Source organism: Peribacillus sp. FSL E2-0218 (genome assembly GCF_037992945.1).
Classification (GTDB): Bacteria; Bacillota; Bacilli; order Bacillales; family DSM-1321; genus Peribacillus; species Peribacillus simplex_B.
Window position 1 is genome coordinate 5,020,403 of the sequence record NZ_CP150304.1, and the last position, 23,061, is coordinate 5,043,463.

General features: G+C 45.0%; 23 protein-coding genes. 7 read left to right on the forward strand and 16 right to left on the reverse strand.

The window, feature by feature from the left end:
* Window positions 1–33 precede the first annotated feature (33 nt).
* Window positions 34–2,163: a (Fe-S)-binding protein gene (locus tag MHI53_RS24280; RefSeq protein ID WP_061141810.1), complete on the reverse strand. Its 2,130-nt coding sequence runs from the start codon at window positions 2,161–2,163 to the stop codon at window positions 34–36.
* Between the two features lie 301 nt (window positions 2,164–2,464).
* On the opposite strand from MHI53_RS24280, the gene cls reads away from it, so the two are divergent.
* Window positions 2,465–3,667 (forward strand): cardiolipin synthase, encoded by a 1,203-nt coding sequence (cls, locus tag MHI53_RS24285; protein ID WP_340372490.1) that lies wholly within the window; start codon window positions 2,465–2,467, stop codon window positions 3,665–3,667.
* A gap of 23 nt (window positions 3,668–3,690) precedes the next feature.
* The gene (uvsE, locus tag MHI53_RS24290) at window positions 3,691–4,644 is read left to right on the forward strand and encodes a UV DNA damage repair endonuclease UvsE (RefSeq protein ID WP_340372491.1); all 954 of its coding nucleotides are present in this window, start codon (window positions 3,691–3,693) and stop codon (window positions 4,642–4,644) included.
* A 151-nt stretch (window positions 4,645–4,795) separates the two neighbouring features.
* Here the strand turns inward: uvsE and MHI53_RS24295 are convergent, their stop codons facing one another.
* The 6 genes from MHI53_RS24295 to speE form a co-directional block, all read right to left on the reverse strand.
* Window positions 4,796–5,191 carry a transposase gene (locus tag MHI53_RS24295; protein WP_340372492.1) on the reverse strand — a complete coding sequence of 132 codons (396 nt, stop codon included), beginning with the start codon at window positions 5,189–5,191 and terminating at the stop codon, window positions 4,796–4,798.
* A gap of 309 nt (window positions 5,192–5,500) precedes the next feature.
* The gene (gene argS / locus MHI53_RS24300; RefSeq protein WP_340372493.1) at window positions 5,501–7,171 is read right to left on the reverse strand and encodes an arginine--tRNA ligase; all 1,671 of its coding nucleotides are present in this window, start codon (window positions 7,169–7,171) and stop codon (window positions 5,501–5,503) included.
* Between the two features lie 3 nt (window positions 7,172–7,174).
* Complete coding sequence (locus MHI53_RS24305; RefSeq protein WP_340372494.1) at window positions 7,175–7,615, reverse strand: DUF1934 domain-containing protein; 441 nt, start codon at window positions 7,613–7,615, stop codon at window positions 7,175–7,177.
* Window positions 7,616–8,410: 795 nt separating this feature from the next.
* Entirely contained in the window at window positions 8,411–8,557 is a 147-nt protein-coding gene (locus MHI53_RS24310; RefSeq protein WP_155645402.1) for a hypothetical protein, read from the reverse strand.
* A 76-nt stretch (window positions 8,558–8,633) separates the two neighbouring features.
* Window positions 8,634–9,512: an agmatinase gene (gene speB, locus MHI53_RS24315; protein WP_061141310.1), complete on the reverse strand. Its 879-nt coding sequence runs from the start codon at window positions 9,510–9,512 to the stop codon at window positions 8,634–8,636.
* Window positions 9,513–9,525: 13 nt separating this feature from the next.
* Window positions 9,526–10,353, reverse strand: a complete 828-nt coding sequence (gene speE, locus MHI53_RS24320) for a spermidine synthase (RefSeq protein WP_061141311.1) — start codon at window positions 10,351–10,353, stop codon at window positions 9,526–9,528.
* A 198-nt stretch (window positions 10,354–10,551) separates the two neighbouring features.
* Between speE and MHI53_RS24325 the strand changes: the two genes are divergently transcribed.
* Complete coding sequence (locus MHI53_RS24325; RefSeq protein ID WP_340372495.1) at window positions 10,552–12,621, forward strand: PBP1A family penicillin-binding protein; 2,070 nt, start codon at window positions 10,552–10,554, stop codon at window positions 12,619–12,621.
* 148 nt (window positions 12,622–12,769) lie between these two features.
* On the opposite strand, the gene MHI53_RS24330 is transcribed toward MHI53_RS24325, so the two are convergent.
* Window positions 12,770–13,279, reverse strand: coding sequence for a YwhD family protein (locus MHI53_RS24330; RefSeq protein ID WP_061141313.1), 510 nt, complete (start codon window positions 13,277–13,279; stop codon window positions 12,770–12,772).
* A 39-nt stretch (window positions 13,280–13,318) separates the two neighbouring features.
* Window positions 13,319–13,984, reverse strand: a complete 666-nt coding sequence (locus MHI53_RS24335) for a site-2 protease family protein (RefSeq protein WP_061141314.1) — start codon at window positions 13,982–13,984, stop codon at window positions 13,319–13,321.
* 136 nt (window positions 13,985–14,120) lie between these two features.
* Here MHI53_RS24335 and MHI53_RS24340 point away from each other — a divergent pair, with 136 nt between their 5' ends.
* Window positions 14,121–14,306: a 2-hydroxymuconate tautomerase gene (locus MHI53_RS24340; protein WP_034315897.1), complete on the forward strand. Its 186-nt coding sequence runs from the start codon at window positions 14,121–14,123 to the stop codon at window positions 14,304–14,306.
* 562 nt (window positions 14,307–14,868) lie between these two features.
* Here MHI53_RS24340 and MHI53_RS24345 read toward each other — a convergent pair.
* The 3 genes from MHI53_RS24345 to MHI53_RS24355 form a co-directional block, all read right to left on the reverse strand.
* The gene (locus MHI53_RS24345; RefSeq protein ID WP_061141315.1) at window positions 14,869–15,378 is read right to left on the reverse strand and encodes a hypothetical protein; all 510 of its coding nucleotides are present in this window, start codon (window positions 15,376–15,378) and stop codon (window positions 14,869–14,871) included.
* 32 nt (window positions 15,379–15,410) lie between these two features.
* Complete coding sequence (locus MHI53_RS24350) at window positions 15,411–16,718, reverse strand: HD domain-containing protein (protein WP_061141316.1); 1,308 nt, start codon at window positions 16,716–16,718, stop codon at window positions 15,411–15,413.
* A gap of 223 nt (window positions 16,719–16,941) precedes the next feature.
* A complete protein-coding gene (locus MHI53_RS24355) occupies window positions 16,942–17,163 on the reverse strand; it encodes a DUF1450 domain-containing protein (protein WP_048683566.1) in 222 nt (73 codons plus the stop codon).
* Window positions 17,164–17,442: 279 nt separating this feature from the next.
* Here MHI53_RS24355 and MHI53_RS24360 point away from each other — a divergent pair, with 279 nt between their 5' ends.
* Window positions 17,443–18,189, forward strand: coding sequence for an RsfA family transcriptional regulator (locus tag MHI53_RS24360; protein ID WP_061141317.1), 747 nt, complete (start codon window positions 17,443–17,445; stop codon window positions 18,187–18,189).
* Window positions 18,190–18,368: 179 nt separating this feature from the next.
* On the opposite strand, the gene MHI53_RS24365 is transcribed toward MHI53_RS24360, so the two are convergent.
* Both MHI53_RS24365 and pta read right to left on the reverse strand, forming a co-directional pair.
* On the reverse strand, window positions 18,369–19,217 hold the full coding sequence (locus MHI53_RS24365; protein ID WP_340372496.1) for a lipoate--protein ligase family protein: 849 nt from the start codon (window positions 19,215–19,217) through the stop codon (window positions 18,369–18,371).
* A gap of 35 nt (window positions 19,218–19,252) precedes the next feature.
* A complete protein-coding gene (pta, locus tag MHI53_RS24370) occupies window positions 19,253–20,239 on the reverse strand; it encodes a phosphate acetyltransferase (protein ID WP_061141319.1) in 987 nt (328 codons plus the stop codon).
* Window positions 20,240–20,461: 222 nt separating this feature from the next.
* Between pta and hemQ the strand changes: the two genes are divergently transcribed.
* Together hemQ and gerQ are read left to right on the forward strand one after the other, a co-directional pair.
* A complete protein-coding gene (hemQ, locus tag MHI53_RS24375) occupies window positions 20,462–21,211 on the forward strand; it encodes a hydrogen peroxide-dependent heme synthase (RefSeq protein ID WP_061141320.1) in 750 nt (249 codons plus the stop codon).
* 404 nt (window positions 21,212–21,615) lie between these two features.
* Window positions 21,616–22,134, forward strand: a complete 519-nt coding sequence (gene gerQ / locus MHI53_RS24380) for a spore coat protein GerQ (protein ID WP_061141321.1) — start codon at window positions 21,616–21,618, stop codon at window positions 22,132–22,134.
* A 79-nt stretch (window positions 22,135–22,213) separates the two neighbouring features.
* Here the strand turns inward: gerQ and MHI53_RS24385 are convergent, their stop codons facing one another.
* Window positions 22,214–22,582, reverse strand: a complete 369-nt coding sequence (locus tag MHI53_RS24385) for a DUF423 domain-containing protein (protein ID WP_061141322.1) — start codon at window positions 22,580–22,582, stop codon at window positions 22,214–22,216.
* A gap of 26 nt (window positions 22,583–22,608) precedes the next feature.
* The gene (locus MHI53_RS24390; protein ID WP_157805546.1) at window positions 22,609–22,863 is read right to left on the reverse strand and encodes a YwdI family protein; all 255 of its coding nucleotides are present in this window, start codon (window positions 22,861–22,863) and stop codon (window positions 22,609–22,611) included.
* Window positions 22,864–23,061 lie beyond the last annotated feature (198 nt).

Sequence of the window (23,061 nt, forward strand, 5' to 3'; positions counted from 1 at the left end):
CGATCATATAAGAAGCAGGCAATCATATATTGATTAAGATGCGATCGGTTTGCTTTCACCAATGATCGCTTTTTCGAGAAGCTCGGCTACATCATACGTTTTAACGTTTTCCTCGACTTCTTTTGCTTTCGTCCCATCAGATAGCATGGTCAGGCAATAAGGACATCCCGAGCTGATAACGGTCGGGCTGACGGCAAGTGCTTGTTCCGTACGCGCCACATTAATGCGGTTTCCTGTTTCCTCTTCCATCCACATCAAACCGCCTCCGGCACCACAGCACATGCCCTTTTCACGGTTGCGCTCCATCTCGATCAGTTTCACGCCAGCAATCGATTGCAGGATTTCACGCGGTGGGCTATATACCTCATTGTACCTTCCCAAGTAGCAGGAATCGTGGAAAGTAATCGTTTCATTAACTGGATATTGCGGCACCAGCCTGCCTTCGCTGACGAGCTTTGCAAGCAGTTCCGTATGGTGGTACACTTCCGCCTCCAAGCCAAAATCCGGATACTCATTTTTAAAAATATTATAGGCATGCGGATCGATCGTCACGATTTTCTTGATGTCGTTCTTCTGGAACTCTTCGATGTTCTTCATGGCAAGCTCCTGAAAAACAAACTCATTACCCAATCGACGCGGGGTATCCCCTGAGTTTTTCTCTTTATTTCCCAGAATCGCGAATTTGACGCCCGCTTCATTCATTAACTTGGCAAAGGAAAGGGCAATCTTCTGGCTTCTGTTATCGTAAGATCCCATTGAACCGACCCAGAATAAATATTCGAATTCTTCGTCTGCCTTTTGCAATTCCTTCACGGTAGGAACACTGACATCCTCCCTCAAGGTTCTCCAATCTTCTCTCTCTTTACGGTTCAGCCCCCAAGGGTTTCCTTGACGCTCAATATTGGTCATTGCACGTTGGGCATCAGGATCAAGCCTGCCTTCGGTCAGCACTAAATATCGGCGCATATCGATGATTTTGTCGACATGTTCATTCATTACCGGGCATTGATCCTCACAATTACGGCAGGTCGTGCAAGCCCATAGTTCTTCTTCCGTAATGACTTCGCCAATAAGGCTCGGGCTGTAGCTTTCAATTGCTGCGGCCGATTCCTGGGCTCCCTCGCCGCTGCTGGCAAGAGCGATCTTATTTCCAGTGGTATTGCCGAACACAAAGGATGGAACCCATGGCTGCTTCGTTGTTACAGCAGCTCCTGTATTCGTTAAATGGTCACGCATCTTGATGATGATATCCATCGGTGACAGCATTTTCCCGGTACCGGTTGCCGGACACATATTCGTACAGCGCCCGCATTCCACGCAGGCATAAAGATCGACCATTTGGTATTGTGTCAAATCCTCGATATATTTGGCACCATAGTATTGGTTGCCTTCTTTGTCCAGGATCTCTTCTTCCAAATCGACCGGCTTCAATTTCCCTGGATTGTCCAGACGGTTCAAGAATACATTGATCGGACCGGCAATCAAGTGTGCATGCTTCGATTGCGGGATGTAAACAAGGAACGATAAGATGATCATTAGATGCATCCACCAAGCTACATAAAACACGGCAGTAGCTGCGGCTGTTCCCATCCAGCCGAATAGGAAGGCTATGCTTGATGCGACTGGCTCTGACCAGGTTGCATCATGTTCATGCCAAATCATTCCCATTCCATTCCCCAGCAGTACGGTAATCATGATGCCGGTAATGAAGATGACAACCAATCCCGCTTTGAAATCCCTTTTCAGGCGGACAAGCTTTTCAACATAACGGCGGTAACCAGCCCAAAGGATTGCCACCAGAACCGTGAGCGTCACGATTTCCTGGAAGAAGGTAAAGGCAGGATAAAGAGGTCCTAACGGCAAATGCCACCCTGGCCTTAACCCTTTAATGAAAAAGTCAAGTGCACCAAATTGCACTAAAATGAAGCCATAAAATAGCATCGCATGGATGATTCCGCTCTTTTTATCTTTGAAGAGCTTTTTCTGTCCAAATACATAAACCCCAATTTTAACCAAACGATCTTTCACACGGTTATCGAATTCCACTTTTTTGCCAAGTTTTATATATGCTAAACGAGTTCTAATCAAATAGATAAATAAACCAGCGGCGTAAGCGGTTACAAGTAGAAAAGCAATCAAGTTGATCCACAGTAAGCCATTCATTTCCATGCAGTCCTTCCCCCTCTTCGTAAATTGTAAAATGCCAGGCAACCATTTTAATAAATAGAAAATTTGGCATTTTCCTGAAATTTGATTACCTCCATTATATAATGAATGAGCATTCAGTCAACTTTTTTCTTTATAAAATAAATGTGATTTTCTCCACCCTAATCATTATAGTTCGACAATTCTGGATATTCCCCCTTCCATAACATAAAAAAAGCCTATTCCCTTCACTCCATTCTATGGTTACTTACAGGGAATTAGAGCCAAACTACATGTAAATCATGTAGGGGGGATTTTTTTGAAGATAATCACGACGCTTGCCTCCATTTTATTATTGATCTTCACTTGGTGCTTGATAGATTTAAAGCTGGGGCATAAGCGATATACGAAGGAGGCAGCGAACACGAACTATCCGCCTCGGAAAAGCGAGATGACCGTGTTCACGTCAGGGAAAATCCTGTTTGAGGATTTCACGGAAGAAATCAAACACGCTCAGGATTCCATCCATATCCTTTTTTATATCGTGAAAAACGATCAGTTCAGCAAGGACTTTTTGAAGCTGCTGCAAACGAAAGCGGAAACGGGCGTGGAGGTACGGCTTTTGGCCGATTGGGTTGGAAGCAAGCAAATATCGAGCACAACCATTCGGCAGCTCAAACGAAGCGGCGTTCATTTTTCTTTCAGCTTTAAACCGAAACTCCCCTTTCTTTTCTATACGATACAAAAAAGGAATCATCGAAAAATCACGGTGATTGATGGGAAAATCGGCTATCTTGGCGGCTTTAATATCGGCAGGGAATATATAAATCAAGGGGACAAGCTGAACCCTTGGCGGGATTACCATTTAAAAATGACGGGGGAAGGAGTCAAGGACCTTCAGGAAGTCTTTCTTTCGGATTGGTTTCACGATACAAACGAGGATCTTCGGGGAACACCGGCATATTTTCCTAACCTGAAAGCCGGGTCGCAGGCACATCAGGTCGTTGTCACGAATGGATGCGATTTAGAACAGACCTTGATTGGCTTGATTCGGCAGGCTAAAGAAAAAATCATCATCGGCACGCCATACTTCATTCCAAGCAACTCCCTGTTTCATGAATTAAGGGAGGCCCTTTCACGTAATGTTTCCGTAACGGTCATCGTTCCCGAAAATTCCGATCATGCCCTAGTAAAAGAGGCTTCATTTCCCTATTTCCGGGTATTGATAAAAGAAGGAGCTGCCATCATGCAATTCCAGAGAGGGTTCTACCATTCTAAAGTGATACTGATTGATGATACAATTTGTGATATCGGTACAGCTAACTTTGATAAACGAAGTTGTTTTTTAAATGGGGAAATCAACTGTTTGATTTATGACCGGACATTCATAGAAGATGTAGAAAAGGAATTGGCAGTGGACGTTGCGGAATCGAAGCTAATGAACGGGGACAAGCTTTCTTCCACGAATCTTGTTCGTACAGCAAAAGAATCGCTGGCTTCCATCCTATCTCCTTTTCTTTAACATCGTTTAAGGAGAAAATGCAAATGAAGATAAGATTTGGCTTTGTATCCAACGCAACCTGTTTATGGGAGGCCTCACCAGCAAAGACGCTTACTTTCAAGCGATATAGCGAGCTCGGCCCGGAAACGGGAATGGACCGGCTCCTGAGTGTGACGAGGCAGAACATTGAAAATACCCTTAGGGTCCTTCAATATAACACGGCCCACCAAATAGAAATCTACCGGATGTCCAGCTCCATCGTTCCTTTAGCCACACACCCAGATGTGGAATGGGATTTCGTCACTCCCTTCAAAAAGGAATGGAAGCAGCTTGGCGAATGGGTTACCGCACATAACATGCGGGTGAGCTTTCATCCCAACCAGTTTACGCTGTTCACCAGCCCCAAACCAGGGATTACACATAATGCCGTAAAGGATATGGAGTTTCACTATAACATGTTCGATGCCATGGGAATTGCCGATTCCTCTTTCATCAATATCCATGTCGGCGGGGCCTATGGTGATAAAGAGTCAGCGTTAGTAAGGGTCCATGACAACCTTAGATTGCTTCCAAAGCATGTCAAGGCAAGAATGACCTTCGAGAATGACGATAAAACCTATACAGCCTCAGAAACCCTCCGTGTATGTAAAAGGGAAGGCATCCCGCTCGTCTTCGATTACCACCACCATCTGGCCAACCTATCAGATGAGCCGCTTAACGAGCTGCTCACCGAGGTCATCAAGACGTGGAGCAACGCAGGAGTGGTCCCAAAGATCCATATTTCTTCCCCGAAATCATTAAGTGCATTTCGCTCGCATGCTGATTATATTGATATGGAATTCATCATGCCCCTGTTCAAAGCACTTAGGGAGCTTAGGCAGGATGTCGATTTCATGATCGAAGCCAAGATGAAGGATCGGGCCATGCTGCAGCTGATCGAAGAAATCGCCAAGGTCCGCGGTGTAAAAAGGGTCAGCGGTGGCTCCGTCGAATGCTGAAAGTCCAAAAAAAGCGACTGTTCCCATTAGGAACAGTCGCTACAGTTTGTAGACAAAAGGGGTTCGGAATTAAAAAATCCCGAACCCCTTTTGAAATTCCTTTGAAATTTTGACCAAAGGTTACGAGATTTGGGCTCTTCGAGCCACTATGTTAAGCCGTTTTAGGACCTTGCCATGTCCAAGTGGCCATCTTCTTTAAATTCATGGCAGCGAAAGTAAGCATCGCCTGCATCGACAATTTTTTAAGTCCCCTTAAAGTAGTCCAACGCATACCATGCTTTTCTTTTGCATCTGCGAATACACGCTCAATCGTTTTACGCATGGAACGAATACCGAAGGTATATTGAATGAAAGTCAGTTTAACTAAAATAACTGGATCAATACTTGGGCGTCCTACCTCTGAGTACATATCTTTCACCAAGTCATAAATGAAAGTGAAGTCAATGGCAGCCTCCATTTTACGAACCAAATGGTTCGGTGGCACCAGTTGATCTAAAGTAATCATTTCAAGTTGATCTCGCTGAATAGAATCATGTTTAGAAAGCATCCTCATCACCTCAAGTTTTAATACTTCAATTTTAAAACAAAAATGACTCCAGTCAAAAGTGTTCTATCTAAAAGGTAAGACAAAATTGATTGGAGCGGGTGTTCGAGACTCCTGCGGGAAAAGCGCGTCTAGGGGAGACCCCGCAGGCAAAGCCGAGGAGGCTCCCCGACCGCCCGCGGAAAGCGAGTGCCTGGAGTGGAAATCAACGTCTAAATTGTACAGGCCATAAAAATAGACAAACTCGATTTTCATCGAGTTTGTCTACAGTCTGAAGCGACTGTTCCCATTAGGAACAGTCGCTATTGCTGATTACATTTTTTCCGGTGCTGAAACGCCGATTATAGCCAATGCGTTCTTTAAAGTGATTTGAACGGATTTGACTAGTCCAAGGCGCGCTTGACTTCGTTCCATTTTCTCCACATCCAGAACCTTATCTGCATTGTAGAAGCTATGGAAAGTGGAAGCTAGGTCGAAGATATAATTCGTCATGCGGTGAGGCATCCGTTTTTCGGCTGCTTCAGCAATCGCCTGAGGAAACTCGCCCAGTTTTTTCAACAGCTCGACCTCTTTTTCAGTGGAAAGGGCAGAAAAATCAGTGATTCCTTCATAGCTGACTCCTTGCTCCACACCTTGGCGCAAAATACTTGATATCCGGGCATGTGCATATTGTGCATAATAAACCGGGTTATCATTGGATTGCGATACGGCAAGATCCAAATCAAAATCCATATGCGTATCGGCACTTCTCATCGCAAAGAAATAACGTGTTGCATCAAGGCCAACCTCATCAATAAGATCACGCATCGTGACGGCTTTACCCGTACGCTTGCTCATTTTCATTTTCTCGCCATCTTTATACAGATGTACGAGCTGGATGATTTCCACTTCAAGCTGCTCGCGTTTGTAGCCTAAAGCTTCAATCGCCGCTTTCATACGAGGGATATATCCGTGGTGGTCGGCACCCCATATGTTGATCAATGTTTCGAAGCCACGCTCCAGTTTATTACGGTGATAGGCAATATCCGGTGTCAAATAGGTATAAGACCCGTCTTGTTTGATGAGCACGCGGTCTTTATCATCACCCAATTCCGTTGAACGGAACCATGTTGCCCCATCTTGCTCATAGACATGGCCCCTTTCCCTCAATACATTGAGCGCTTCGTCAATTTTGCCATCTTGATAAAGGGACGTCTCGGAGTACCATACATCGAATCCGACACGGAAATTGCCCAAGTCCGTTTTCAGTTTTTCCATCTCACATTTCAAGCCGTATTCACGGAAGAAATCAAAACGCACTTTTTCATCGGCATTTACGAATTTATCGCCATATTCTTCGGCAAGCTTTTTACCGAAGCCCTTGATATCCTCACCGTGATAACCGCCCTCCGGCATTTCCTTTTCAAGACCAAGCGCTTGGAAATAACGTGCTTCTATCGAAATGGCCAAATTATTGATTTGGTTACCTGCATCATTGATATAATATTCACGTGAAACATCATAGCCTGCTTTGGAAAGGACATTGCATAACGTATCGCCTACTGCTGCACCGCGCGCATGACCGAGGTGAAGATCACCTGTCGGGTTTGCGGAAACGAATTCCACCTGGATTTTTTCACCTTTTCCAAAATCGCTTTCCCCATATGATCCATCGGCTTTCAATATGGCAGAGATCAATTCGGTCAAATATGAATTATTCATGTAGAAGTTTATAAAACCTGGCCCTGCAATTTCAATTTTTTCAATGGAAGCCTTTGAGTTATCGAAGTTTTCAATGATCGCTTCAGCAATCATTTTTGGCGCTTTCTTCGCAATCTTCGTTAATTGCATCGCCATATTCGTCGAATAATCTCCGTGCGACTTTTCCCTTGGCAGTTCCAATACTACATTCGGAATCTGTTCTTCTGCTGCCAGGCCTGCCTTGATAACCGCAGCCTTAATTTCTTCTTTCAGTTTTTCCTGTACCTCATTAACTATATTCATGTGCTATGCTTCCTCCTTGTAGGAAATCGTCATTTCATATTGACCGGGTTCGCTTCCCTGCATATGTAATGTATATTTAAGGACAAGTTTCCCTTGTTTGGCCTGCTCATCCCATTGATGATCGATTTTTTTCGTGGTCGTCCGTAGTCCCAACCGGCCATATATACTTTCATAATGTCCATTTGTCGCTTCCTGCAAGCGGAAAAGCTGCCTCATTTTAATGGCACCGTTCCTTAGCAGGATCGTTTCATCCATTTTATGCTTGATGGTCGTTTGTATTTGACCAGCTTCATTTTCCTCTTTATATTGCAAATACAAATCGGCACCCTTGTACATTTTTGTACCAAATGTGACCAGCTCATACGTGTCCGTTTCAGCGCCATGCTTGATTTTTGTTTGCAAGGTCACTCTAATGGCATGCTTATCTATATCATGAAGAGTCAACTCAACACTTCCTTCATCACGTCGTCCTTAACTTCATAAGTATAAATATTCTTCAAGGAAGTTTCAACTTGCATCGGAAAATAAAGTGCAAATCCAGAAAGGGATAGAAGGAAATAGCCTGGAAAGTGATTTTCAGTGAAAGTTTTCTTTTGGGTTTGGAAATGCACCCTATGGAAAAGACACTTTTTTTAAAAACAAGGGAGAGAATTAGTAAGAATTTGACCGACAGTTCCTTTCTACTTCATCCGAACAAAACTTTCTCTAATTTCCCACAGTTTTGGTAATTTCAAATTCAATCGCTTCATTGCACCGCGGGCGGTCCGGGAGCCTCCTCGGCTTTCAGCCCGCGGGTTCTCCCGTGTCTCGTATTTACCACAAGAGTCTCGCTGCTTTCCGTTTCATTTCACGTTGCGTGAAAATGAAGATGACATCCAGATTGTCCACATGTAGCTGAAGAGAAACGGTACTAAAAGCGTGTGAAAAGCGCGATTTTTATGAGAAACCTCCTCAAATAAGTAGCAAAGCCCAAACTCGCGAGTAAATGCGCCAAATTTACGAATAAAAGCACGAAATTCACGAATAAAACTGCCAAACTCACGAATAAAGTGGCTAAATTCGCGAGTAAAGCTCCGAAATGGTGAAAGAAAGCAGTGATTATACGGGGAACCCGGGTTAAAAACGTGAGTAACGCAAGAAATACAATAGAAACGGCCCCAATTGCGTGTGAAAAGGGTAAATTATACGGAACCCCGCTTTAAATTCAATGCAAAGCACAAACTGACGAGTAACTGTACCTTAGACCGTTTCAATCCACTGCAGGCGATCGCGCTTATCCAGAGGGCGGCGGTCCGAGCCTACTCGGCTCTCAGCCTGCAGGGTCTCCCGTGATTCGCATGTTCCGCAAATTTCTCCAACACTGCGGACATTTTGCACTCTACTCATAAACAAAAGTACCCTACAGGATAGACTTTTTTCAACGTGTCCATTCCATAGGGTACTTTTTATTAAAGTTCGATCCTTAGCCTTTTTGAACCCAGCCTAAAATCATTTCGCGTATCAGCTTGCTTGCCGTGTTCGCCGTTTGCTCGGATGGATCATAAATCGGTGCAACTTCCACTAAATCACAGCCGACGACATTAATTTCAGAACGAGCTATCTCATGTATCGAAGCCAAAAGCTCTTTGGAAGTGATGCCGCCGCAGTCTACCGTGCCTGTTCCAGGCGCATGTGCAGGGTCCAGGACATCGATGTCAATCGTTACATAGACGGGACGCCCTGCCAGCTGTGGCAATACTTCTTTCAGCGGCTCCAGAACCTCAAATTTAGAGATGTGCATGCCATTTTCCTTTGCCCATTGGAACTCTTCCTTCAAACCGGAGCGAATGCCGAATGAGTATACATTCTTCGGACCGATAAGCTCTGCGGATTTACGAATGATCGAGGCATGGGAAAGCGGTTCCCCCTCATAATCCTCACGTAAATCTGTGTGGGCATCCATATGGATGATGGCCATGTCAGGATACTTTTTGTACATGGCTTTTATGACAGGCCATGTGACGAGGTGCTCCCCGCCCATCCCCAATGGGAATTTACCGGCATCCAACACACCGTCGACAAATTCTTCAATCATATCGATGCTGCGCTGCGGGTTGCCGAACGGCAATGGGATATCGCCCGCATCGTAGAATTTCACTTCTTCCAATTCACGATCCAAGTACGGGCTGTACTCCTCCAAACCGATCGAAACCTCGCGGATCCTGGTCGGGCCAAAGCGGGAACCCGGACGGAAGCTTACTGTCCAGTCCATTGGCATGCCGTAAAGCACAGCTTCCGATTCCTCGAAATCGGGATGGCTTTTAATGAATACATTGCCTGAATAGGCTTCCTCGAATCTCATGGTCGACGCCTCCTTATTTCACTAAGTCTTGAACGAATTTAGGCAGAACGAAAGCTGCTTGATGAAGTTCTTTTGTATAATATTTCGTTTCGATTTCATGGAAGCGTTCTTCCGCAACTTCCAATGGATTATATTTTTTCGATCCGATCGTAAACGCCCAAAGGCCGCTCGGATACGTCGGGATATTCGCTAAGTAAAGGCTGGTGATCGGGAATATTTCTTTTACATCACGTTGTACATCACGGATTAGATCGGCTTTGAACCAAGGATTATCTGATTGTGCCACAAATATCCCATCTTCTTTCAACGCTTTGGAAATTCCCGCGTAAAAACCTTTCGTGAATAAATTGACAGCAGGTCCGACCGGTTCAGTCGAATCAACCATGATCACGTCATATTCATTTTCACTTTTGGCGATGTGCATGAAGCCATCCCCAACTTGTACGTCCACACGTGGGTCTTCAAGCATGCCGGCAATCTCAGGCAAGAACTTCTTCGAGTATTCGATGACTTTCCCATCGATATCCACCAGCGTGGCTTTTTTTACGCTTGGGTGTTTAAGGATTTCACGGATAACGCCTCCGTCCCCTCCGCCTACAACCAAAACGTTTTCTGGATTAGGATGAGTGAATAAAGGAACATGGGCTACCATTTCATGGTAAACGAATTCATCGCGCTGTGAAGTCATGACCATGTCATCCAACAATAGCATATTGCCCCACTCTTCCGTTTCAATCATATCCAGCTTTTGAAACTCAGTTTGCTCCGTATGTAAAGTACGATTCACTTTCATCGTAATACCAAAATTCTCTGTTTGTTTTTCAGTAAACCAAATGCTCATTTATTAACGCTCCTTTTCCATTTCATATTGTCAGTCACCTAATAGGTTCCCCAAATTCGGTTTAGTCATTAGCTAGAAAAATTATAGACGAATCTAGCAGAATTGCAAGATAAATTTCCTAATTGCCTTTCTTATGTTTAAAAAATTCTTTTTTTTCCATAATAGTAATAGATACTAGATTCAAGAGAGGTGAAAGCAATGGAATTGATTCCAAGCGAACGATTTAAAAGGACGACCAAATATGTACGGGCCATCATTATCCTTGCCACAATCGGGCTCATCATACTCTTTGTATTGCTTCTCTCTTTACTGATTTATGCCAAAATATTAGGTCCGCCGCCTTTGGTCGTGCCGCAATCCACCCTCTATTATAGCAATGATGGAAATGTGATCGGTGAAACGGATAATGGCCAGAAACGCTATTGGGCCGGAATGGATGCCATTTCACCCCAGCTCATCCAAGCAACTGTCGCTGTTGAGGACCGCCAATTCTACACGCATAATGGTTTTGATATAAAGCGGATCGGCGGGGCCATTCTTGCGGATATACAGGCCATGTCCAAGGTCCAGGGTGCCAGCACCATTACCCAGCAATATGCACGGAACCTGTTTCTCGGTCATGATAAAACGTGGTCACGCAAGTTCAATGAGGCTTTTTATACAATACGCCTGGAGATGAACTATTCCAAAAAGGAAATCCTTGAAGGCTATTTAAATACGATTTACTATGGCCATGGCGCATATGGGGCCCAGGCCGCGAGCCAGTATTACTTTGGCAAGGATGCCTTGGATCTTACGCTCGCAGAGGCCAGCATGCTGGCCGGGATACCTAAAGGCCCTTCCAACTATTCTCCATTGGATGACCTTGAAAAAGCGAAATCCAGGCAGAAGGTTGTCCTGCAGGCCATGAAAAACAAAAGCTACATTTCAGAAAGAAAAATCACCGAAGCCCTGCAAGACCCGCTGACATTAAAAGGCGAGCATGGAACGGTCACCAATAAAACCGCTCCCTATTTTCAGGATGCGGTCAAGCAGGCTTTGAAATCCCAGCTTCATTTGGATGACAGGACGATCGAGCTCGGCGGCCTGAAGGTATTTACCACACTCGACGAAGCCCAGCAGGCTGTCGCCGAAGATGTTGTTTCCACTACCATACCCGATTCTTCAGGCATACAAGCCTCGATCGTGGCAATGGATCCGGCTACAGGGGAAGTCCGGGCATTGGTCGGCGGGAAGGATTATGCGGAGTCACCGTTCAACAGGGCCACACAGGCCGTCCGCCAGCCTGGCTCCACCATGAAGCCACTGCTTTATTATTCGGCGCTGGAGAATGGCTTCACACCGTCGACCACCTTAAAAAGCGAGACGACCACCTTTACGTTCGACGATGGTCACTCCTCCTATACACCGCATAATTACAACCATCAATATGCGGAAGGAGAAATCACGATGGCCCAGGCCATTGCTCTTTCAGATAATATTTTCGCCGTAAAAACACACTTGTTCCTAGGGGAACAAACCTTGGTCGATACGGCGCGCCGCTTTGGCATAACGGCAAAAATGGCTGCCGTGCCATCGCTGGCACTCGGCACCTCTGGTGTACGGGCGATAGAAATGGTCAATGCATACAGCATTCTCGCTAACGGCGGCAAGAAGGTGAAGCCCGTATTCATCAAAAAGGTTGAAAACCAAAAAGGGGAAGTCATCTATGCACAAAATAAGAAACCGGAACAAATTCTCGATGCGGATAAAGCGTTCGTCATGACACAGATGCTAACCGGGGTTTTCGATGAAACCTTAAATGGCTATACGAAAGTGACCGGCAGCACCATCAGCTCCGAACTGACCCGCCCGTATGCAGGTAAATCAGGGTCCACCCCGACAGATAGCTGGATGATCGGATACACGCCTGAACTTGTGGCAGGGGTCTGGACTGGCTACGATCAAGGTAAAAAAATCGAGAATCCTGCTGAAAAAGGCTATGCAAAAAAAATATGGGCGGCCTATATGGAAAAGGGCCTGCAGGGAACACCGGCCAAACCGTTCAAGGAAACGAAAAACGTCATCGGAGTCAACGTGAATCCTGCAAGCGGTAAATTGGCAACAAAGGATTGCCCTGTCTCTAGATTGACTTATTATGTGAAAGGTACAGAACCTATCGAATACTGTGCCGAGCATTTTAAAGGCGAAAAACCTGTGCAGGTTCCAGATGAAGCCGAGCAAAAAAAGACCCCCTGGTACAAAAAGGTCCTGAAGCCTTGGCAATAACGAAAAAACCCGAAACCGCAAGCGGCTTCGGGTTTTTTCTGTCCTAGTTCCACAGTGTCTAAACTGCTGTCTTTAAGTTTACTGATTTTATCCGTTTCCTACAAGTGCAATTTTCACTAAACTTCATAATTCAGCATGGAAATCACAATTATACCGTCAATGATTCCTTGAGCTTCACTGAAGAACGCTCCCACATTCCCGCATCATGGTTTTTCAGGAAGTCTGCCAGTACACGCTTTGATTTATCATCCATGTCCTCGACGATGATATGACGTTTAAGCGACTTATCCATCCGATTAACATGCTCCGGAAGGGATTTGTAGCCGCGTCTGATGGAACGGTCGACCAACATTTCACAGGCAGTCACACCTGCATATTGAGGGCCGTTTTGAGTCGCTTCGATCGTCACCCAAACAAGCCAGTACGGCTTTGCATTCGGGACCTCTTCTTTGGTTTTCAGGAATTTGATCCCCTTTTCCACGACACTTCTCGCGTGCATCGCACCGATATCCACCTCGGCTTCCCCTGCATCGACATCGATGATGACCGGTGAAATGTTATCGAGCGTCAAAACCCCAGCCCCGTATCCGCCATGCCCCTCAGTAGGATCATTTTTGATGATATTGAAGCCTACCTTTTTCTTCGGTTGTTCTTCCATGTTTCATATCCCCCTTTATGGTTTGTCATTTCTTATTTGTTAAAAAAATAATAGTGAAAAAAATTGACTCAAACTGCTTCCTACAAATTTAATACCCGTATCCATAATCGGTCTAATTGTATAGTTGCTAAGCGGCGTGATGATCAAAATCAAAAAAATCAGCGACCCATACTGCTCATACTGGGTCATCTTTGCCCGCAAATCCGCTGAAACAAGATCCTGTATGATCCGATAACCATCGAGCGGCGGCAGCGGGATCAGATTGAATACAAATAAAAGGACGTTCAAATTTATGAGCACATTCAGGAAGGGCTGGACGAAAAAAGGTAAATCAGGTCCAGCTCCTGCTGCAAGCAGCCCGTAAAAAATCAAATAACCCAAAATGGCAACGATCAAGTTACTGAACGGACCCGCAAAAGAGACGAGCACTCCGGCCAGCTTTGGATTCTTGAAATGAAAACGATTGACCGGGACAGGCCTTGCCCAGCCAAACCCGGCGATCAGTATCAGCAAAGTCCCGATCGGATCCAAATGGGATATCGGATTCAACGTCACTCGCCCTTCATTCTTTGCAGTCGGGTCACCGAACTTATAGGCGACATACGCATGTGAAAATTCATGAACCGTAAATGCGATCAACAATGACACAATGACATATGGAAGTTGTTCCAAATCATAAGCCAAAAACCGTTCTAATTGATCCAATAGCTTCTCCCCCAATATATATTACCGTTAGTATACATCAAAAGACCAAGAAGTGAAAAAAACTCTGACTTCCGTGTCTTGCAATTCTTTTTTCATTGTGAAACACTACAAGATAAGAACGAAAGGGGGGATCATGATGCCATATGTAACAGTCAAAATGCTTGAAGGCCGTACGGACGAACAAAAAAAAGCTCTAGTCGAGAAGGTGACCGCCGCGGTTACGGAAACAACCGGAGCACCAGCGGAAGCCGTGACGATTTTCATTGAAGAAATGTCAAAAAACCACTTGGCAGTAGCCGGTGTCCGTAAAAGCGACCTATGAGTTTTTACATAACGGGGAAAGCTAAGTCATTCATTTAAAATGTACCCTGCAGGATGGACCCTTAAAAAAGATCCATCCTGCAGGGCACTTTTGTTTAAAATGGGGAAAATCACGTCGATTGAACGAGTTAATATTTGAACGATGTTTCTTTGCTGGTCTGTTCATGCATAAAAGGCAGATAGAGTTACCATTGTACTTTATCCGTTTCATCACTGCAGGCGATCCCGTGATCTCTCCTCACATGCGGTAAAGCCCCTTTGCCTGCAGTGTTGACAAAGCGGTGAATTTAAATCTATGAAGAATCGGCCAAGGACGCCTTCCATAATGACTTACATCGGCTTTAATCATTCCATTTAGAGGTTTCACTCTACCAACCACATCTCGTCGGTGAAGAAAATGAAAAGGGGTCAATCCATGTCACACTAAGGTAAAACTGCCGGGATATGCCCCATAAGTTTCACGCCTTATTCATGCAATGGAACCTAAAAAAGATGCCGCCTGCAAAATACAGACAGCCTCCCCTTCATAGTGCCTAGCTTTTTTTGCCTTTTAAAAAGGGAGCTCAATTCGGCTTAGCTTTTGTTTTTAGCTGATCAATATATGCATATGCTTCATCAATTTCTTCAGGTGTGTATTTTTGTTTGCTTTTCAGTGTGAATACCTTCTCGGTGACTTCCTCTTTTTCAAGCGTGTCGAAATATAACACCGTTGAAACCAGCTCCAAGAATCGGGCATTCTGCTCATTCATATCATGTAAGCATGCCTCGAGGGCAGGCATCTCCACTTCCTGTATGGATAGGAAATCCTGGCCCGCATCCGTTATGGAATAGCAATATTGATAATAGCCTGCCTTTTTTTCCCTTACCTCATTCAAGTAGCCCATCTCGCAAAGCTCTTCAATCCGTAAGGTCAGCTCCTCCGAATACGGTCCATAAAAATGAAATTGAAACTTCTCGTGGAACGGAAATGAAAGCTTTTTCGCGATATACACGATTTTTTGTAATTTTTTCCGCCCTGAGATTTCACCGGCAGTAGAAATTGCATTGATAATATTTGCATGATCCTTAAACAAGGCTCGTCACTCCTCACCATAAATGTACCACTTCAATCCGATAGCTCCAAAAGCTCACGGATCTGTTTTTTTAAATTTTTCTTCGTCGATTCATCACGCAATATATCTGCTGGATAGTACAGCTTATGATCCGTTCTTCTTTTGCCTGATATGGCGTCGACGATTTCGGATTCACGCGACAATTCACGAATTTCGCCATTATTTTTCAGCAAGTGAATCGGCAGTCTTTCCTCTTCCTCACCAGGACGGTAAAAATCATACGGCAGATCTGAAGAAGAATCGACGACGAGATAATAATCCGGATCGATCCCTGCCTTTTTGAAAAGCGTCCTTAATTCCATCAATCTGTTCATCTGATTGTTCGAAGGATGGAATTCCACATATTTAAATAGTTTCCGGTTAACGAAGCGCGTGCATAAATCTTTTAAAATCGCATCGTTCTCCTCTTCCCAAGCCTCGAAGTAATAGAGCATCACCGCTTCATCCATTTTCAAGTAGTCAGCCAAGGTCACTTCCCCCTTGAACAATGAATAAAAATGATGCGGTTCCTGAGCAAATTCATAACCGGCTTCGTATAAATGCTTTGCTCTATGTAAGATCTTAGTGAGAATGACCTCTGCACTTCTCGTGACTGGATGGAAATAAACCTGCCAATACATTTGGTAGCGGCTCATGATATAATCTTCCACTGCATGCATCCCGCTTTGCTTGATCACGGCATGCTCTTCCCTCGGCCTCATGACCCGAAGCAGCCTTTCCATATCGAAGTGTCCATAGCTCACGCCGGTAAAGTAGGCATCACGCTGTAAATAGTCCATTCTATCAGCATCGATCTGACTGGAAATCAGGCTGACTACTAATTTGCCTTTATAGGTTTTTGCGATGACCTCAGCCACTTTTTTAGGAAAATCACGGCCTACCCTAAGGAGGATCTTATTCACTTCCGTGTCGCCGACGATTATCTGCTGGGTGAATTGCTCATGGTCGAGGTCGAATACCTTTTCAAAAGAATGAGAGAAAGGTCCATGACCCAAATCATGCAGCAGGGCCGCGCACAATGATAGTAAACGTTCCTCCGGCTTCCATTCCGGCCTTCCCTCGAAGACATCATCGACGATCCTCCGGACAATCTCATAAACTCCAAGCGAATGGCTGAGCCGGCTATGCTCCGCACCATGAAAGGTCAAATACGTCGTTCCCAGCTGTTTGATCCTTCTAAGGCGCTGGAATTCCTTCGTTCCGATCAGATCCCATATAACCCGGTCACGAACATGTATATATCGGTGCACCGGGTCCTTGAATACTTTTTCTTCTTGTAATTTCTCGCGGGAATATTCCATGAACTACCCTCTTTTTTCATAGTCTCGATGCATCCATTATATCGCGTTTTGACAAAAAACCCTAACTATCCCCTTGCTAGCAAGCGGGGGCATTCTGTAAGAAAACGGAAGATTCCATTTGGTTTTGCCCCAAAAATAAGGAAATAAAAAATCACCGCAGTTTGTTTCAATCCGGGTGATGTCAGCCTGTTCATTTTATTAAAAAAGCAATCCTGCATGGATCCTACTTTAGTTTTTTATTGATTTTATCTAGTAACTCGTCTTCTGTCGGTGCAGCAACCGGACGGTTATTGACAAAGGCAAATGATTTCTTTCTGCCTGGACCGCAATATGATTGGCAGCCCACTTCAATTTTCGCGTCGGGATCAAGCTTTTCAAGACGGGGGATCAACGTCTTAATATTCACCGCCAAGCAATCATCGCACACCCTGAATTCATTGGACATCCTCCGGTCACCATCCTTCCCATAACAAACTATTTATTCATCCAATTATATGGCTAAAAGGTATTTTACCGCTTCTACCTATGAATATCAAGTGGACTTGATGAGCGAAAAGGATGGGAAAAGACGTAATCAGTCAAAAAACTAGTATCCTTTCAACCTTTTTGTATAAAAAATCCAGAATTTGTCCAAAATGCTAGTAGAACACAGCTTAAATCATGGCCACACGATCTTTTATATAGTTATTCATTTGAAAAGTTACCAGAAAGGGAGTATGTAGAAATGAAGGTTCGTCAAGACGCATGGACAGAAGAAGATGATTTGCTTTTGGCAGAAACGGTATTGCGCCATGTGCGGGAAGGAAGCACTCAGCTGAATGCATTTGAAGAAGTAGGAGATAAGCTGAATCGCACCTCTGCCGCCTGCGGATTCCGCTGGAATGCGGTGGTCCGCCATAATTATGATAAAGCGCTATCCCTTGCCAAGAAACAGCGGAAGCAGCGGCAAAGGATCCTTGGAAAGGATCAAGCAGCGAAAAAACGGCTTCTTTATACACCGCCGACCCCTACCATATCCGACATAATGGTACCCCAAGTGCAAGAAGAGGAGCTAGAGCTGGAAATGGAAGCCGATGCTAGCAGTTATGAGGCTGCTGAAGAATTCGTGGTGGCCGAAGCCTTGGCGCCTAGGGTCCACAATGCGCCAGTATCCACGGAAAGGGCCCTGAACCTCGATACCGTCATCGCCTACCTTGAATCTATGAATGGGCGTACGCTTCAGGCAGAAGTATTAAAAACCGAAAATGAAAGATTGAAGCTTGAAATCAAGGGTCTGAAAAAACGAAATGAAGAGCTCGAGAATAAAATCAGCCATCTCGAACAAAATAGTGGCTTGATGCAGGAAGATTATGAGACTTTGATGAATATCATGAATCGGGCAAGAAAACTCGTTTTGTTAGAGGAAGAGGAGCGCCCGGCAACGAAATTCAAAATGGATCGGAATGGAAATTTGGAAAAAATGGCTGAATGATGAAATAATGTGGAGCGCATGTTTGCCCGACCACATGAGGATGGCCGATACTAAATAAATCGATCGGAAAAGGAGTCTGGAGTAAGGCTCTTTTTCTCCTTATCCAAGTTTCAGTGAATGATAAAATCGTATGAAGTGAACAAAGCCGTTCCTGAACTTACAGGGACGGCTTTCCACATTCAAACATTCAATGAAGCAAATACTTTGTCATTCCGCTCCAACACTCTTGTCAAGTAGGCCTCATATAACGGCCATTCCCCTGGGGAAAGCGTGTCCGAGAATATCCTTCCGCTATGCTCCTTCAATACATTGAGGAACCTGAGCATCACATCCTGGACACTCAATTGCACATCCAGCAATTCCGAAAGGGACGCCATTACAGAAGGGACGATAGCCGGATAAGCGAATTTCGTTTCCGCATTGCCTTTCGCTGCCTCATAAAAACCTTTCACGAGACTGGCGCGCTCGGCCCCGCTTCCATTGACGCACAAATAGATTTGCACCGCTACCCCATTGCGGATCCTGCGTTGGGATATGCCAGCAAACTTTTGTCCATTTATGCTTAAATCATAACTTCCCGGACAGTAGGAGCCGACGATTTCCCTTGCCTCCATCTTGACCGGGAAATCGGCGAACATCAATTGAACAAGCTCCCACATCGCATCGTAGCCACGATTGATTTCAATTTTTTGCTCGTTTTCAGGGAAAATGAGCGAGAGATTAAGGACCCCCTCGTCCAACACGACGGCCAGCCCCCCGGAATTGCGGACAATGGCCTGGAAACCGTGTTCCTCTAAATGACCCAAACCCTTCTTGAGAAAAGGCAGCTTCGTGTCCTGAATGCCCATGACGACGGTTCGATGGTGCACCCACGCCCTAGCTACGGCCACTGAGTTACCTGAACCGACGGAAGCACATAATGTATCATCCATTGCAAAGGATTCCAGAGCCGGGAACTGGGGACCAACGGAAGATTGATCTATCACCCGCCACTCTTGCTGCATTAATAATGAACCTGTTTCACTCATAGAAATCTCCCTTTACATGTTATCTAAGGAACCGCTTATTGGTACTGGGCCGCAAACCCCTGCGCCGCTGTAATGACGGCCAGTTTATATACATCCTCTTCATTGCATCCCCTTGAAAGATCATTCACAGGCCGGTTCAGACCTTGAAGGATCGGGCCGACCGCTTCGAAGCCACCTAAACGCTGGACCATCTTATAGCTGATGTTCCCTGCTTCGAGGCTTGGGAAAATGAAAACATTGGCATCTCCTTGAATAAGGGAATCCGGCGCTTTTTGTCTTGCCACCGAAGGAACGAACGCCGCATCAAACTGGAATTCACCGTCGAGGATGATTTCCCGATCGATTTCTTTCGCTAAATCGACAGCATCGACGACTTTCTGTGTTTCAGGCGAAACGGCAGATCCCTTCGTCGAAAAGCTCAGCAGTGCCACGCGCGGTTCGATATCGAACATTTGAGCAGTCTTGGCACTTTCAATGGCAATTTCGGCAAGATCTTGGGAAGTGGGGTTTATATTAATTGCACAATCAGCGAACACATATCTTTCCTCGCCACGGACCATGATGAAGACTCCCGATGTCTTTTGGACGCCTGGCTTAGTTTTAATGATCTGCAGTGCGGGACGAACCGTGTCGGCCGTGGAATGCGCCGCACCGCTTACCATTCCGTGTGCCAGTTTCATGTGGACGAGCATCGTTCCGAAATAGTTCTCATCCCTTAACATTTCACGTGCTTGTTCGACTGTCGCTTTACCGGCACGGACCTTTACAAACGCTTCTACCATTTCATCCATCATGATGTAATTCTTCGGATCATATATTTCGATTGCATCAAGGGCGATTTTCAATCCCCTGGCCTTTTCGGAAATCAATTCGATATCCCCGATCAATACAGGTGTAACCAGTTTTGCTTTGGCAAGCCTGCCTGCGGCTCCCAAAATCCGTTCATCCGAACCTTCTGGAAAAACGATCTTTAAATTATGACCCATAACTTTTGATTCCAACATTTCAAATAAATTGCTCACTGGCGCTTCCTCCTTTTTAGATACGTTTCCCCTGATTGCACTATGTTTAATCATTGAACCATTCTTTCCTACCCTGCCTTTTTTAGAATACTCCAGCGGCCCGCTAAATTCCAGCCACATCTCAGCACCGAAAACAGTGATGGCGTTTGCGGGTTGACCTAAATTTCCTTATACTGAAACTATGTTATATTAAAGCTATAATAAGACTTAGGAGTGATCGTAATGAGTGAAGCAGCACAAACACTGGACGGCTGGTATTGTTTACATGATTTCCGCCTGATCGATTGGGCATCTTGGAAAACGTTATCAAGTGACGAACGCCAACTAGCCATCTCGGAGTTCCAAGGTTTACTCGATAAATGGAATATGACCCAAAGCGACAACGAAGGCAGCCATGCCCTATATTCCATCGTTGGCCAGAAAGCGGACTTCATGCTTATGTTTGCCCGCCCGACAATGGAAGAATTGAATGCAATCGAAAATGAATTCAATAAAACGAAGCTTGCCGAATATTCCATTCCGGCTTATTCATACGTTTCAGTGGTGGAGCTAAGCAATTACCTTGCAGGAGGAGATGGTGAGGACCCTTATCAGAACCCTCATGTACGTTCCAGACTGTATCCGATCCTGCCAAAGGCGAAACATGTTTGCTTCTATCCAATGGACAAGCGCCGTGAAGGCGATGACAACTGGTATATGCTTTCCATGGAAGAACGCAAAGGCTTAATGCGTTCACATGGCTTGATCGGCCGCAGTTATGCTGGCAAGGTAAAACAAATCATTTCCGGCTCGGTCGGTTTTGACGACTATGAATGGGGCGTAACACTTTTCGCGGATGACGTCCTTCAATTCAAGAAATTAATTTATGAAATGCGTTTTGATGAAGTGAGCGCCCGTTACGCTGCGTTCGGCTCTTTCTTTGTAGGCAATATTCTGCCTGAAGAAAACATAGCCTCTTTCCTCTACGTATAAGATACTTTAGCTTCCGGCTTCCGGAAGCTTTTCTCTTTTTTCACCTCCCTCCTTTTTATTTTCCCCAGCTATGGAATAAATCCAACACACATCCCATACATTTTCAATAGTGATGAATGTAATTTTTACCGGCTCATTCGACGTTTCAGGAAAAGAAAACAAGGCAACGCCTAAATCCAGCGAGGTGAAGGAACGTTACTTCTATTTAGATTACGTTTAGCGGATATCACTTTACCCGCGTAAACCAGGAAAGGCAACGTTATGTATCGCTTAAAATTCATTGTGGGTTTTTAAGCTGCCGGGGATTGTTTCGAGCGGTCGCTATAAATCGCACTGTTGCTTCAAGTACTCGGATTTTCGCCACCAAAATAATCAAAAAGCCTTGAACTTTAGGAGGGAATGCAATGTCACAAAATAATCCTTATGGTAACTACCCGTATGGTGGAAGCCCCTATTACCCGAATGAAAACAATGAGTCCAGCCAGCGGCAGCAGACACCATACCAGCAACAACAGTCTTTTCCGCAGCAAGCCTATCAACAGCCGGCATACCAGCCACAACAGCCAACCATAGCCGGCACGCCGCAGCAGATCCCGATGCCGATGAATCAATCGACATCCGGACCACAGGTACCTGGCATGCTTCCAGTCGAAGCATCATACATCGAAAACATCCTGCGTTTGAACAAAGGGAAATTAGCGACCGTTTATACAACATTTGAAAATAATAAGGAATGGAATGCAAAGATCTTCAAAGGAATCATCGAAGCTGCAGGACGTGACCATTTGATCATAAGCGACCCGCAAACCGGCAAACGGTATTTAATCCCGATGGTGTACTTGGACTACATTACCTTTGATGAAGAAATCGAATACGACTATCCATATGGAGGCGCAGGGCTTGCCACCTATTCGCCAAGGTGAATGAGATGATAAAAAAGGGGCCTCAGAATCGTATCGATTTTGAGGCCCTTTTTCATGGAGATGTTTTTTGATCCTGCCCTTACAAGTACTTATAGGCAGCAATGACCATCAATACCCAAGCTGCCAAGAACGACACTCCTCCAAGCGGTGTGATGGCGCCTAACACCTTGATCTGCGTGACGCTTAGAACGAACAGGCTTCCGGAAAAGAGGATGATTCCGATTAACATAAGCCAGCCAGACCAATTGACTAACGGGCTTGAGATTTTTCCAGCCAATAAACCGATTACTAATAAACCGACCGCATGGAACATTTGATATTGAACGGCCGTTTGCCATGTTTCCAAATATTTATCGGGTATCTTCCCTTCGAGCCCATGGGCACCGAATGCACCTAGTGCGACAGCAATGAACCCATTGATTGCACCTAAAATGATGAACAGTTTCACTATGATTTCGCTTCCCTTCGCTGCTTTTAAAAATCGAATAAAGACTCTCCATTGGCTTCATCCATTTTGACCGGCTCTACATTCGGTGTAGCCGTCATGATGGGCTGAGACAATGTGATTGGCTTCGAAATGCCGCTTCCCACTTTTTCATCAACCATTACTTCACATAAGGCTTTAATGGCAATGACATATCCCTGCACCTTATCCTCTGAGTTTGCCTGCTTTGCCTTCGAAGCAAGCTCTTCGATTTTATCCAGCATTTTTCTTGAAGAAATATCCAAATTTTCCACCTCGTCCATATACAGGTCAAAACTTTCATCACTAGCATAGCAAAAATCAAGCAAGAAAACACCTTTGTAAAACCTACTACTTCATATTTTTCTTGGCTGTAAATTCGAGGCACACCTGCCCCGATGATCTAAACACATCAAGAGACGGCAGGTTTGCGGTTTTGAATGGAAAGGCGCGGCACCCTTTTG

Coding starts and splice junctions, on each gene's coding strand:
- MHI53_RS24280 (WP_061141810.1), bottom strand. CDS start 2,163: ATGAATGGCTTACTGTGGATCAACTTGATTGCTTTTCTACTTGTAACC.
- uvsE (WP_340372491.1), top strand. CDS start 3,691: ATGAAGATAAGATTTGGCTTTGTATCCAACGCAACCTGTTTATGGGAG.
- MHI53_RS24295 (WP_340372492.1), bottom strand. CDS start 5,191: ATGCTTTCTAAACATGATTCTATTCAGCGAGATCAACTTGAAATGATT.
- argS (WP_340372493.1), bottom strand. CDS start 7,171: ATGAATATAGTTAATGAGGTACAGGAAAAACTGAAAGAAGAAATTAAG.
- MHI53_RS24310 (WP_155645402.1), bottom strand. CDS start 8,557: ATGAGTAGAGTGCAAAATGTCCGCAGTGTTGGAGAAATTTGCGGAACA.
- speB (WP_061141310.1), bottom strand. CDS start 9,512: ATGAGATTCGAGGAAGCCTATTCAGGCAATGTATTCATTAAAAGCCAT.
- speE (WP_061141311.1), bottom strand. CDS start 10,353: ATGAGCATTTGGTTTACTGAAAAACAAACAGAGAATTTTGGTATTACG.
- MHI53_RS24325 (WP_340372495.1), top strand. CDS start 10,552: ATGGAATTGATTCCAAGCGAACGATTTAAAAGGACGACCAAATATGTA.
- MHI53_RS24330 (WP_061141313.1), bottom strand. CDS start 13,279: ATGGAAGAACAACCGAAGAAAAAGGTAGGCTTCAATATCATCAAAAAT.
- MHI53_RS24340 (WP_034315897.1), top strand. CDS start 14,121: ATGCCATATGTAACAGTCAAAATGCTTGAAGGCCGTACGGACGAACAA.
- MHI53_RS24350 (WP_061141316.1), bottom strand. CDS start 16,718: ATGGAATATTCCCGCGAGAAATTACAAGAAGAAAAAGTATTCAAGGAC.
- MHI53_RS24355 (WP_048683566.1), bottom strand. CDS start 17,163: ATGTCCAATGAATTCAGGGTGTGCGATGATTGCTTGGCGGTGAATATT.
- MHI53_RS24360 (WP_061141317.1), top strand. CDS start 17,443: ATGAAGGTTCGTCAAGACGCATGGACAGAAGAAGATGATTTGCTTTTG.
- MHI53_RS24365 (WP_340372496.1), bottom strand. CDS start 19,217: ATGAGTGAAACAGGTTCATTATTAATGCAGCAAGAGTGGCGGGTGATA.
- hemQ (WP_061141320.1), top strand. CDS start 20,462: ATGAGTGAAGCAGCACAAACACTGGACGGCTGGTATTGTTTACATGAT.
- gerQ (WP_061141321.1), top strand. CDS start 21,616: ATGTCACAAAATAATCCTTATGGTAACTACCCGTATGGTGGAAGCCCC.